General features: G+C 45.4%; 7 protein-coding genes and 3 rRNA genes. 3 read left to right on the plus strand and 7 right to left on the minus strand.

What is annotated here, in order from left to right:
- Window positions 1-59: 59 nt before the first annotated feature.
- From V7R88_RS13290 to V7R88_RS13310, 5 genes are all read right to left on the minus strand, one after another.
- Complete coding sequence (locus V7R88_RS13290; protein WP_054396044.1) at window positions 60-1475, minus strand: MFS transporter; 1416 nt, start codon at window positions 1473-1475, stop codon at window positions 60-62.
- Between the two features lie 358 nt (window positions 1476-1833).
- On the minus strand, window positions 1834-2094 hold the full coding sequence (locus V7R88_RS13295) for a DUF2187 domain-containing protein (RefSeq protein WP_003645462.1): 261 nt from the start codon (window positions 2092-2094) through the stop codon (window positions 1834-1836).
- A 512-nt stretch (window positions 2095-2606) separates the two neighbouring features.
- A 5S ribosomal RNA gene (gene rrf, locus V7R88_RS13300) occupies window positions 2607-2723 on the minus strand.
- A 71-nt stretch (window positions 2724-2794) separates the two neighbouring features.
- Window positions 2795-5715 (minus strand): 23S ribosomal RNA (locus V7R88_RS13305).
- A gap of 205 nt (window positions 5716-5920) precedes the next feature.
- Window positions 5921-7487 (minus strand): 16S ribosomal RNA (locus tag V7R88_RS13310).
- The 16S, 23S and 5S rRNA genes sit together here, the layout of an rRNA operon.
- A gap of 471 nt (window positions 7488-7958) precedes the next feature.
- Between V7R88_RS13310 and V7R88_RS13315 the strand changes: the two genes are divergently transcribed.
- Complete coding sequence (locus V7R88_RS13315) at window positions 7959-8474, plus strand: VanZ family protein (protein WP_024002413.1); 516 nt, start codon at window positions 7959-7961, stop codon at window positions 8472-8474.
- A 167-nt stretch (window positions 8475-8641) separates the two neighbouring features.
- Here V7R88_RS13315 and V7R88_RS13320 read toward each other — a convergent pair whose 3' ends face one another.
- On the minus strand, window positions 8642-9631 hold the full coding sequence (locus V7R88_RS13320; protein ID WP_015826057.1) for a serine hydrolase domain-containing protein: 990 nt from the start codon (window positions 9629-9631) through the stop codon (window positions 8642-8644).
- A 417-nt stretch (window positions 9632-10048) separates the two neighbouring features.
- Between V7R88_RS13320 and pflB the strand changes: the two genes are divergently transcribed.
- On the plus strand, window positions 10049-12307 hold the full coding sequence (gene pflB, locus V7R88_RS13325; RefSeq protein WP_003642836.1) for a formate C-acetyltransferase: 2259 nt from the start codon (window positions 10049-10051) through the stop codon (window positions 12305-12307).
- A 36-nt stretch (window positions 12308-12343) separates the two neighbouring features.
- Window positions 12344-13165 (plus strand): pyruvate formate-lyase-activating protein, encoded by an 822-nt coding sequence (gene pflA / locus V7R88_RS13330; RefSeq protein WP_003642837.1) that lies wholly within the window; start codon window positions 12344-12346, stop codon window positions 13163-13165.
- A 201-nt stretch (window positions 13166-13366) separates the two neighbouring features.
- Here the strand turns inward: pflA and V7R88_RS13335 are convergent, their stop codons facing one another.
- Window positions 13367-13678 (minus strand): metal-sulfur cluster assembly factor, encoded by a 312-nt coding sequence (locus V7R88_RS13335; protein ID WP_054395938.1) that lies wholly within the window; start codon window positions 13676-13678, stop codon window positions 13367-13369.
- Window positions 13679-13816: the final 138 nt, after the last annotated feature.

A 13816-nucleotide genomic window follows, 5' to 3' on the forward strand; every position in this document is an offset into this window, starting at 1 on the left:
TCAAAGCATATCCCACTTAACTTCAGTCATTCTCGCCTGGTAGTCAGTCACCGTGATTATTAATGCGGCTGCTTGCGCCCATCACGCAAAAGTAAGGCCAGCACGAGGCCAACCAATTCAATCCCGAGCATCATCCAGAAGACCGTATGGTACCCTTGCAAGTTCGCACGCAACGTTGAGGCTCCCGCTTGTTTCTGAGCAAGCGTCACGTTGGATAAGACCAAGGTCGCCACGGCCACACCTGCTGAACCGAGAATTTGACGAACCGTCGTAATCACAGCGGTCCCGTGTGAGATCAGTTCATCGGGTAATGAATTAGCCCCCAATGTGACGGCGGGCATCATGACAAAGGCATTCCCGCCTTCAATTAAGGCAGCCAGCAAAATCATGGTGAGCAGGTTCAACTCTGAATTGATCAGTGCTAAGATCAGCCAACCAACAACGATCATACTCATACCAAGTAACATGATTTGTTTGTATCCAATCTTCTCTGCTAGTTTCCCAGTAAGTGGGTTCAAAATACTTAGAAGCACCGCACCAGGCACCAGTGACATGCCTGAAACGAATGGCGACACCTTCAAGACACCCTGGTAATAGAGTGGGAAGATGATTGTTACGACAATCAGCGCCACGTACGAGATTGCTGTTAGGAAAATGGCTAAGTCATAATTAAATGTTTTTAAGACCCGTAGTTCCAATAACGGCGTCTCCAAGTGAAATTGGCGATAAGTAAAGTAAGCCACCGCTAGTACTGAAACCGCTAATAACAGCCAACCGAACGTCCAGTTCACATTGGGTTTACCAATCTCATTCACGACGTATAAAATCCCAGCAAAGCCCAGTAACGTCACGATTGAGAGCAAATCCAGCTTTGAAGGCTTATTGACCATCACGTCCTTGATCGTTGTGAAACTAATTAGGATCAACAAAGTTGCCACCGTGATGAAGACGGCAAACAATCCGTGCCAATCGGTAAACTTCAAAACCACACCGGAAATAATCGGGCCAGATGCTAATGCTGATCCCATGACCAACCCGGCGACACCCATCGTACTACCCCGTTTTTCCTCGGGCGTAATCGTCAGTAAAATGGATTGATACGAGGGAAACAGCACGCCAACTGCCGCCGCTTTAATTAGGCGACCGACCATCATCACACCAAAACTGGGTGCGAAATAAATAATGATTGAACCAATATCGAAAAGCACCAAAACGGCTAAGAATAATTTCTTAAACCCAATATTATTCAACAACCACGGACTGATTGGCATCATGACGACCATTGTCAACATAAAGCCGGTCGTTAACCATTGCACGGTTGAGGCCGAGATGCCAAAGTCGCGCATAAATGTTGGGTAGACCGTCGACAAGGAAGACTGACTGATCGACATGGTCCAAGTCCCAAGCAACAGCGTAAAAATGAACCAGAAGCGTCGACGCCCCGTCAACGTTACATTTTGATTAGCTGTCTGCATTCAAAACTCCTCCTTACTTTAGAACAGTTATCAACTACTAATATCCATTGTACCATTGAAACCAATGATGTACAGGCTAAAAGTCAGATTGCCAACAAAAAAGTTTGCTACACCGAATAAAGAGACGTGCACAATTAGCTTGTAACAACACCCGCGTGAATGATTGTTAAATATCCAATCTGTTAAAGCTCTAACGGACAGATTCATTAAGTCAGTTGGCCTCTAATCATCATAAAATCAGTCCCAACCAGGGCACTCCATCACACCGAAAAGCTTTGCAGCCAAACTAAAAATGGGTTGTTCAAGAATCAAATTCTTGAACAACCCATTACCTACATGTTGCATCGATATTCTTAATTTATTCAGCTAACATGGCCGCACTAACTGCCTGTAGCTGCTTCGCTTCACCAGCAGTCGGTTTAGCGGGTTTCATCTTCTTTAAGGCGATCACTGCCCGATATTGAAGTTCTGCCACATTAATATCATCACGCAAATCATAATGAGTAATTGTGACGAAGGCGGAGTTCTCGTAAATTTTTTCAACTTTAGCATAAAAATCATAATCGGTATTGCCGTTCTTTTGACATTTAACCCGATCCCCCACAGAAATCTGAGCCATAACTATCACTCCACTTCATAAAATATGATAATAACATAGCACGTAACTGCTAGAATAACAATTATTGCTCCCGAATTTACATGATTTTTACATGGTTATGACGGATACTGTCCAAATTAAATGACATTAGGCCCACGAGCCCGTATTAGCGGTTAGTAATGGCCAAGTTCGTAAACCAATACCTAGTACCTTAGACTGAGCTGAATCACTTTATCGCTTGAAACTAGCATCGATTTTTCTAACCAACCAAACGTACGCCATTTACGCCTGACTCTCAAAATCCGAACGCTACTGTCTCTCGTTTTGACAGCTCCCCCATCACTGCCAGCTACCCCCAATAAGTAGATCGTGCCGGTGATTAATAGTATGGGTTGAATTCCAAATGCGCTGATGAGTACCGGGATTCCTAATAATCCGACCCGCCGTTTGAATTTCAAAATTTAGTCTTAGTTCGCCCAGTAGGCTAATTTTTGGCAACAAAAAAAGGAATCGAATTAACGATTCCTTAGGTTGCATGGCAACGTCCTACCCTCGCAGGGAGCGATCCCCCAACTACTCTCGGCGCTAAGAAGCTTAACTTCTGTGTTCGACATGGGAACAGGTGTATCCTTCTCGCCATCGTCACCACACTATTGAGAAACTTGTGCTCTCAAAACTAGACAATATCAACTATCTTCATATGAACCGGAACACCAATTACTTGGTTAAGTCCTCGACCGATTAGTATTAGTCCGCTTCATGCGTCACCGCACTGCCACTTCTAACCTATCTACCTGATCATCTTTCAGGGGTCTTACTTCCATAAAGGAATGGGAAATCTCATCTCGAGGTGTGTTTCACACTTAGATGCTTTCAGCGTTTATCACATCCATACGTAGCTACCCAGCGATGCGCCTGGCGGCACAACTGGTACACCAGAGGTATGTCCATCCCGGTCCTCTCGTACTAAGGACAGGTCCTCTCAAATTTCCTACGCCCGCGACGGATAGGGACCGAACTGTCTCACGACGTTCTGAACCCAGCTCGCGTACCGCTTTAATGGGCGAACAGCCCAACCCTTGGGACCGACTACAGCCCCAGGATGCGATGAGCCGACATCGAGGTGCCAAACCTCCCCGTCGATGTGGACTCTTGGGGGAGATAAGCCTGTTATCCCCAGGGTAGCTTTTATCCGTTGAGCGATGGCCCTTCCATACGGTACCACCGGATCACTAAGCCCGACTTTCGTCCCTGCTCGACCTGTCTGTCTCGCAGTCAAGCTCCCTTGTGCCTTTACACTCTGCGAATGATTTCCAACCATTCTGAGGGAACCTTTGGGCGCCTCCGTTACTTTTTAGGAGGCGACCGCCCCAGTCAAACTGCCCACCTGACACTGTCTCCCACCACGATTAGTGGTGCGGGTTAGAGTGGTCATACAGCGAGGGTAGTATCCCACCAACGCCTCCACCGAAACTAGCGTTCCGGTTTCTATGGCTCCTACCTATCCTGTACAAGCTGTACAAACACTCAATATCAAGCTACAGTAAAGCTCCATGGGGTCTTTCCGTCCTGTCGCGGGTAGTCCGCATCTTCACGGACAATATAATTTCACCGAGTCTCTCGTTGAGACAGTGCCCAGATCGTTACGCCTTTCGTGCGGGTCGGAACTTACCCGACAAGGAATTTCGCTACCTTAGGACCGTTATAGTTACGGCCGCCGTTTACTGGGGCTTCAATTCTGAGCTTCGCCGAAGCTAACCCATCCTTTTAACCTTCCAGCACCGGGCAGGCGTCAGCCCCTATACGTCATCTTACGATTTTGCAGAGACCTGTGTTTTTGATAAACAGTCGCCTGGGCCTATTCACTGCGGCTGATCTTGCGATCAGCACCCCTTCTCCCGAAGTTACGGGGTCATTTTGCCGAGTTCCTTAACGAGAGTTCACTCGCTCACCTTAGGATTCTCTCCTCGACTACCTGTGTCGGTTTGCGGTACGGGTAGTTAAGTACTCACTAGAAGCTTTTCTCGGCAGTGTGACATCAGACGCTTCGCTACTAAATTTCGCTCCCCATCACAGCTTGTCCTTAAAGTGAAAAGCATTTGACTCTTCACAAGACTTACTGCTTGGACATTCTAATCCAACAGAATGCACATCTTAGCCTCCTGCGTCCCTCCATTGCTCAAACGCACTTAACTAGTACAGGAATCTCAACCTGTTATCCATCGTCTACGCCTCTCGGCCTCGACTTAGGTCCCGACTAACCCTGGGAGGACGAGCCTTCCCCAGGAAACCTTAGTCATTCGGTGGATAGGATTCTCACCTATCTTTCGCTACTCATACCGGCATTCTCACTTCTAAGCGCTCCACAAGTCCTCACGATCTTGCTTCACCGCCCTTAGAACGCTCTCCTATCACGCGACCTAATGGTCGCATCCATGGTTTCGGTAGTATGCTTAGCCCCGGTACATTTTCGGCGCAGGATCACTCGACTAGTGAGCTATTACGCACTCTTTAAATGGTGGCTGCTTCTGAGCCAACATCCTAGTTGTCTATGCAACTCCACATCCTTTTCCACTTAGCATACATTTAGGGACCTTAACTGATGGTCTGGGCTGTTCCCCTTTCGACGGTGGATCTTATCACTCATCGTCTGACTCCCGGATATGAATCAATGGCATTCGGAGTTTATCTGAATTCAGTAACCCAAGACGGGCCCCTAGTCCAAATAGTGCTCTACCTCCATGATCCTAATTCCGAGGCTAGCCCTAAAGCTATTTCGGAGAGAACCAGCTATCTCCAAGTTCGTTTGGAATTTCACCGCTATCCACACCTCATCCCAGCAATTTTCAACTTACACGGGTTCGGTCCTCCAGTGCGTTTTACCGCACCTTCAACCTGGACATGGATAGGTCACCTGGTTTCGGGTCTATAACCTCGTACTAAAATCGCCCATTTCAGACTCGCTTTCGCTACGGCTCCGACTTTTTAGTCTTAACCTTGCACGGGATCATAACTCGCCGGTTCATTCTACAAAAGGCACGCCATCACGCATTAACGCGCTCTGACTTATTGTAGGCACATGGTTTCAGGAACTATTTCACTCCCCTCCCGGGGTGCTTTTCACCTTTCCCTCACGGTACTGGTTCACTATCGGTCACTAGGTAGTATTTAGCCTTGGGAGATGGTCCTCCCGGATTCCGACGGAATTTCACGTGTTCCGCCGTACTCAGGATCCTGAACTGAGAGAATTTGATTTAATCTACTGGGCTATCACCATCTATGGCGGATTTTCCCAAATCCTTCGACTATCAAGTTCTTTGGTAACTCAAATGTTCAGTCCTACAACCCCAAAGTGCAAGCACTTTGGTTTGGGCTGTTCCCCGTTCGCTCGCCGCTACTTAGGGAATCGAAATTTCTTTATATTCCTGCTGCTAATGAGATGTTTCAGTTCACAGCGTTTACCTCCAACTAGACTATGAATTCATCTAGTGGTAACAGTTGATTAAAACTGCTGGGTTGCCCCATTCGGAAATCTCCGGATCATAGCTTACGTACAGCTCCCCGAAGCATATCGGTGTTAGTCCCGTCCTTCATCGGCTCCTAGTGCCAAGGCATTCACCATGCGCCCTTGTTAACTTAACCTCATTTACCTAACGGTAAATGCGATTAATGAGTTTAGCGATAATTAAACTTCAATAAAAAACTCAAAAAACGCGGTGTTCTCGGTTTCATTATGAAAAAATATATTTGATATTATCTAGTTTTCAAAGAACAAGTTTTGAGAGTTAAATCTCTCAAAACTAAACAAAGTTTCGACGCGTGTGTAGGTTTCCGTAATATTCCTTAGAAAGGAGGTGATCCAGCCGCAGGTTCTCCTACGGCTACCTTGTTACGACTTCACCCTAATCATCTGTCCCACCTTAGGCGGCTGGTTCCTAAAAGGTTACCCCACCGACTTTGGGTGTTACAAACTCTCATGGTGTGACGGGCGGTGTGTACAAGGCCCGGGAACGTATTCACCGCGGCATGCTGATCCGCGATTACTAGCGATTCCGACTTCATGTAGGCGAGTTGCAGCCTACAATCCGAACTGAGAATGGCTTTAAGAGATTAGCTTACTCTCGCGAGTTCGCAACTCGTTGTACCATCCATTGTAGCACGTGTGTAGCCCAGGTCATAAGGGGCATGATGATTTGACGTCATCCCCACCTTCCTCCGGTTTGTCACCGGCAGTCTCACCAGAGTGCCCAACTTAATGCTGGCAACTGATAATAAGGGTTGCGCTCGTTGCGGGACTTAACCCAACATCTCACGACACGAGCTGACGACAACCATGCACCACCTGTATCCATGTCCCCGAAGGGAACGTCTAATCTCTTAGATTTGCATAGTATGTCAAGACCTGGTAAGGTTCTTCGCGTAGCTTCGAATTAAACCACATGCTCCACCGCTTGTGCGGGCCCCCGTCAATTCCTTTGAGTTTCAGCCTTGCGGCCGTACTCCCCAGGCGGAATGCTTAATGCGTTAGCTGCAGCACTGAAGGGCGGAAACCCTCCAACACTTAGCATTCATCGTTTACGGTATGGACTACCAGGGTATCTAATCCTGTTTGCTACCCATACTTTCGAGCCTCAGCGTCAGTTACAGACCAGACAGCCGCCTTCGCCACTGGTGTTCTTCCATATATCTACGCATTTCACCGCTACACATGGAGTTCCACTGTCCTCTTCTGCACTCAAGTTTCCCAGTTTCCGATGCACTTCTTCGGTTGAGCCGAAGGCTTTCACATCAGACTTAAAAAACCGCCTGCGCTCGCTTTACGCCCAATAAATCCGGACAACGCTTGCCACCTACGTATTACCGCGGCTGCTGGCACGTAGTTAGCCGTGGCTTTCTGGTTAAATACCGTCAATACCTGAACAGTTACTCTCAGATATGTTCTTCTTTAACAACAGAGTTTTACGAGCCGAAACCCTTCTTCACTCACGCGGCGTTGCTCCATCAGACTTTCGTCCATTGTGGAAGATTCCCTACTGCTGCCTCCCGTAGGAGTTTGGGCCGTGTCTCAGTCCCAATGTGGCCGATTACCCTCTCAGGTCGGCTACGTATCATTGCCATGGTGAGCCGTTACCCCACCATCTAGCTAATACGCCGCGGGACCATCCAAAAGTGATAGCCGAAGCCATCTTTCAAGCTCGGACCATGCGGTCCAAGTTGTTATGCGGTATTAGCATCTGTTTCCAGGTGTTATCCCCCGCTTCTGGGCAGGTTTCCCACGTGTTACTCACCAGTTCGCCACTCACTCAAATGTAAATCATGATGCAAGCACCAATCAATACCAGAGTTCGTTCGACTTGCATGTATTAGGCACGCCGCCAGCGTTCGTCCTGAGCCAGGATCAAACTCTCAAATTAATGATGAGTTCTAAAAAGCTCATTTAATGTTGTACTAAAATTTATTTGCTAGCGAATTGACTTCGCAAATGTTTTGCTCTTGATTCAAAATCAAGAGACCCTACACATTTGATTCGTCGAAACTTTGTTCAGTTTTCAAAGATCTAATTCCGTGTGCTAATCGCTTAACACAACTTAATCATTATAACATCTTAATCAATATCTTGTCAACAACTTTTTTTAAGAAGTAACTTGATTAATTTGTCGTAGTTGCCGTTGCGACAACAGAAACTATCTTACCAATTACTGAAGAAATTGTCAACAACTAATTTCAATAATTATTTGGTGGTGAGATGCATCTGCCGTAGCAGCAACGTTTACTAATATACCAATTGAAGTAAAAAGTGTCAACACTTTTTCTGAATTTCTTTTTATTAATAGTCAAACCAGCTTTCTTTCTCTATACTATTTAATTAAAGGAGCGACTAAATTATGCTAGCTTGGCTACCATTCTTTTTGATTTCATTAATGTTTATTGTTCTACTATACGCTTGTACGCGATCAGCGCGCACAAATATCCAGCGTTTTAAGCAACTCAGTTTAATTGCCTTTCTCTGGGTCTTAACTGCTTTTTGCTATACACCTACCAGTTACAATTTTGGTACCCAACTCGTTATTCAATATATTCAATGGGGACCCGTTAAGCTGAACGTGATTCCTTTCCAACAACTTGACATTGAATTTTGGCTCAACGTTCTCCTCACTGTTCCATTGGGCGGTTTACTGGCATGGAATTTTCCCGACTTGCCTTGGCGTCGTTTTATTTGGTTGGGATTTCTTACGGGGCTAACACTCGAGCTGGGACAATTCATCCTTGACTGGTTGGTTAACCTCAAACGTTGGGTTGATATCGATGATGTCATCACAAATTGGGCTGGTGTCATTATCGGTGCCGCTGGTTATAAAATTGCACGTCATGTTCCCGGACTTCGCTGGTTGCAAAAATAACGTATATATAGAAGCAAAAAGCAAAATAGCGTTTGCTTAGCACCCACAAGTGCCAAACACTTCAGCGGTCTAGCTGTCATGAAATCGTAATTAAATAAGCGTCGCAGCCTTAAGTGGCTGCGACGCTTATTTAATTTAACTACTAACTATTAATGAAGCTGCCATCATCAGGATTCAAAAAACAGATCGAATACTCGCTTACGATCTTGGTTCCAGACCTGATTGTCACTAGTTGGATAAACTCGATTTGTTAACACAACCAGCCCAATTTGACGATCCAAATCAAAAGCAACTGCCGGGCCAGTAAAACCAGTATGGAAATATCGATGTCGTCCCGCACGTCGTTCCCAACCTAACGTCCGGCCATTTTCGTCATACTCGCCTAACCAGTCAAAGACATTTTCATCCAGCACCCGTTTGCCTTGATATTCACCAAAGTTTAACATCATTTCAATAAATACGGATAAATCCGTCAGCGTTGAGAACAAGCCTGCGTGACCACTCTCACCATTCAACAAAAAGGCTTTATAATCATGCACCTGTCCTTGAATCTGACCCCGCCGCGGATCAAACTCCGTCGGCACAAACCGAATCTTCGGACGATTTAAGTTATAACCCGTATTGGTCATCGCTAGTGGATAGCAAACGTGGTCTTGAATACTCCGAGCCAACGAGCCGTCAACCGCACGAATAATCCATCCCAATAAAATAAATCCCAGGTCTGAATAGACATACGTTGTCCCTGGTGCCGTGACGAGTGGCGCATCATAAACCGCTTTGATCAGATCTTCACGTTGCATCTTATCCAGGTTATCAATATCTGCCGGTAGCCCACTATTATGAAGTAACAAGTTTTTAATCGTTATTTCAGGATGAGTGAACCCAGGTAAAAACCGGGCAACCGAGTCCGTTAAATGAATCGTGTGGTCCGATAACAACTGAAAAATCCTCGTCGTGGTCCCTACAACCTTAGTTACCGATGCTAGGTCATAAATCATCGCAGGATCTAAGCCCACGGCAAACTCATCGCGGCCCTGCTTACCATGATAGTATTGATTGATACCTTTAGGGGTGATCAAGCTAAACGACGCCCCATAAATGTCGCCAGCTTCAATACAACTGTCAATATATTGTTCAATTTTTTCGAGCATCCGCATTACGCCCACCTTTCACTACATTCACTAGTTTCTGCTTATCTTCTTTATGATAACGAACTTCCTCATAAAATCAACGGCAAACGCTTTTAACACCCTCCACACCTCGTTGCACTTTTTATTAATTAACTAGTTAAACACTTGTTACATTATGGACAATATTCCACTTATATATCAAAACGAGTCTTGTTTTTAGCCGTTTTCTAAATATAATTAAGTGAATTACCAATGCCTATCTAGCTATGTAAGTACTGTTATATCAACGTTAATAGTCAACTTTTCAATAATAGATTGCAAAAAAATAACCCAAACGTGAAATAAATCACCTGAAAGCGGTTACAAATTCGCTAAAAAATGTTATGATTCAAATATAGAATTTTATCAATCATTTGATTGGATTCAAATTATGGAGGCGAGAAAATGATTACATCAGAAAAGACAACAAAACCAGCAGCTTGGAAAGGTTTCAAAGGCGGGCACTGGCAGGAAGAAATCAACATTCGTGATTTTATTCAAAATAACTTCACACAATACAATGGCGACGAAAGCTTCCTGGCCGGACCAACTGCCGCTACTAAGACCTTGAATGACAAAGTCTTAGAATTAAAGAAACAAGAACGTGCCGCTGGTGGTGTGTTGGACGCTGATACTAAAGTCGTTGCAACGATTACTTCACACGGCCCTGGTTATATTCAAAAAGATCTCGAAAAGATTGTTGGTCTCCAGACTGACAAGCCTTTGAAGCGGGCCTTCATGCCATTTGGTGGTATTCGAATGGCTGATGACGCTTTGAAATCATACGGTTATACCCCTGATGAAGAAAACGACAAGATTTTCACTGAATATCGCAAGACTCATAACCAAGGCGTCTTCGATGTTTATACTCCTGACATGCGGAAAGCACGTCACTACAAGATCATCACCGGACTACCAGATGCATACGCACGTGGCCGTCTCATTCCTGATCTTCCACGGGTCGCTGTTTATGGGATTGATCGTTTAATGGAAGACAAAGCTAATGACTTTGCCCACATTGGTGATGGTGAATTGACTGATGATGTTATTCGCCTCCGTGAAGAAGTTCAAGATCAATACCGTGCTTTAGCAGATATGAAGAAGATGGCTGCCAGTTATGGCTACGATATTAGCAAGCCTGCAACTAATGCTCAAGAAGCTATTCAATGGATGTACTTCGCTTACTTAGCTGCTATCAAGACCCAAAACGGCGCTGCAATGTCCGTTGGCCGGATTGATACAACGATGGACATCTTCATCCAACGTGACTTGGACAATGGTGTTCTGGACGAAAGCCAAGCTCAAGAATTAATTGATCAATTCGTCATGAAACTACGGATGGTTCGGTTCATTCGTACTGAAGAATACAATTCCCTCTTCTCTGGTGACCCAATCTGGGCAACCTTATCAATGTGTGGTTTAGGCGTCGACGGTCAACACCATGTGACTAAGACCGCTTTCCGGATCTTAAAGACTTTGGACAACATGGGCGCCGCACCAGAACCAAACATCACGATTTTATGGTCAGACCGCTTACCAGAAGACTTCAAACGTTACGCAACTGAAGTTTCAATCGACAGTTCAACCATTCAGTATGAAAATGATGACTTGATGCGGGTACAATGGGGTACCGATTATTATGGTATTGCTTGCTGTGTTTCCGCACAACCAATTGCTGATGGGATCCAGTACTTCGGTGCCCGGGCAAACTTAGCCAAAGCGATTCTTTATGCCATCAATGGTGGCCGCGACGAAATTGCTGGCGATCAAGTTGGCCCTGCTTACGAACCAATTACTTCAGAATACATCGATTACGACGAATTCATGAAGAAATTAGACAAGCAAATGGATTGGTTAGCTGACACTTACGTTAACTCACTGAATGCAATTCATTATATGCATGATAAGTACTACTATGAAGCTGCCCAATTAGCTTTGAAGAATACTGATCTTGATCGGACCTTTGCAACTGGGATTTCTGGCTTATCACATGCCGCGGATTCAATCTCAGCTATCAAGTATGGTCACGTTAAAGTAATTCGTGACGAACGTGGTATCGCCGTTGACTTCAAAGCCGACAATGACTACCCACGTTATGGGAACAATGACGATCGAGCTGATGACATTGCTAAATGGTTAGTCAAAGAATTATACAGCAAGATGAACACGCATCACCTCTATCGGAATGCCAAACTTTCAACTTCTGTTTTGACGATCACCTCCAACGTTGTTTACGGTAAGAACACTGGTACCACACCAAATGGCCGTCAAAAAGGCGAACCATTCTCACCAGGTGCTAACCCAGCATACGGCGCTGAAAAGAGCGGTGCGTTAGCTTCACTTCTTTCAACTGCCAAATTACCATACCGTTACGCAACTGACGGGATTTCCAACACGTTCGGCGTTACCCCTAACACGTTAGGCCATGACCTCGAATCACGGAAAGACACGTTAGTAAACATGTTAGACGGTTACATGAAGAATGATGGGATGCACTTGAACATCAACGTCTTCAATAAAGACACTCTGATTGACGCTCAGAAGCACCCTGAAGAATACCCAACATTAACGGTTCGGGTTTCTGGCTACTGTGTCTACTTCGCAGATTTGACCAAGGAACAACAAGATGACGTTATTTCACGGACATTCTTCGAATCAATGTAACATTTAATCTTTAATAGTTAAGAAGGCGAAAGGCTCATGGAAAACAAACAAGTTTCAACAACGCAAGCGGCGGCAAAGGAGCCTTTGATAGGCTACGTTCACTCCATCGAAACGTTTGGCTCCGTTGACGGACCAGGTATCCGTTACGTGGCGTTCCTCCAAGGATGCCACATGCGTTGCCAATACTGTCACAACCCTGATACTTGGAAACTCAACGTTGGCGATCAAATGACGGCCGACGAGATTCTAGAAGACGCGGCTAAATACCGGGCTTTCTGGGGCAAGACGGGTGGCATCACAGTCAGTGGTGGTGAATCACTGGTACAAATCGACTTCATCTTAGACTTGTTCGAAAAAGCCAAGGCGATGAATATCAGTACTTGTCTGGATACCTCTGGACAGCCTTTTACCCGAGAACAACCTTTCTTTGACAAGTTCGAACGTCTAATGAAGGTCACGGACATTTCGTTGGTCGACATTAAGCACATCGATTCTGCCAAACACAAGCAGTTGACCCAGTATGGGAACGAAAATATCTTGGATATGATTCAGTACATGGCCCAACACCACGATGATATGTGGATTCGTCACGTCCTGGTTCCCCAACGGACTGATTACGATGAAGACTTGAAGAAACTCGGCGATTACATTGCTAAGATTCCAAACGACGTCGTTCAAAAGGTCGAAGTATTGCCGTACCATACTCTAGGCGTTAAGAAATATCATGAAATGAAGATTAAGTACCGGCTTGAAGGAATCGAGTCTCCAACCCAAGATCGGGTGGCAAATGCTGAAAAGCTACTGCACACTGCTGATTACAACGGGTACAAGACATGGATGCCATTGCCAAAACTTTAAATCGGCATTTCTAGCATGACGAAAACACCAGCGATACGATCATCTACGGATGGTTGTGTCACTGGTGTTTTTTTGCTGGCCGGAAGTTAGTACGGTGGTACGCAAAAAAGACGTCGTAAGTCTAAACCAGCAACGTCTTTCCTTAATCATGCCCTATCCAATGGCAGCCAACCCTTGAACTGGCTGCTAACAGGTCGGCCACTAACTATGAATCCCTAGTTCCATCCGCGCTTCACGGGACATCATGCTCTCATTCCAAGCAGGTTCCCACACGATTTCAATCTCGATATTCTTAACTTCTGGTAATTTGATTAGCTCATCGTGAATATCCTTAGCCAACCATTCGGTCAAAGGACAGCCCGCAATGGTCAACGTCATGGTAATTTCAGCGGTCCCCTCCGCCGTCAATTGTGCATCATAGATCAACCCCAAGTTAACTAGATCAATTCCTAATTCAGGGTCAATGACATGTCCTAGCGCCTCGAAGGCCCGGTCTTTAAACGTTGTTGTCATCGTATCTCGTCCTTCCATACCAGCTTGAATTCACTGATTAATCGCGCAATCATCTCGTCACACAGTCGCAACTACGTTTGAATGCGCGCCGCTTAGTGCATAAAGCGCTTTCTTTCCTACTTCTATTGTACCGTATGT

The organism is Lactiplantibacillus argentoratensis (assembly GCF_037290055.1).
GTDB lineage: Bacteria > Bacillota > Bacilli > Lactobacillales > Lactobacillaceae > Lactiplantibacillus > Lactiplantibacillus plantarum.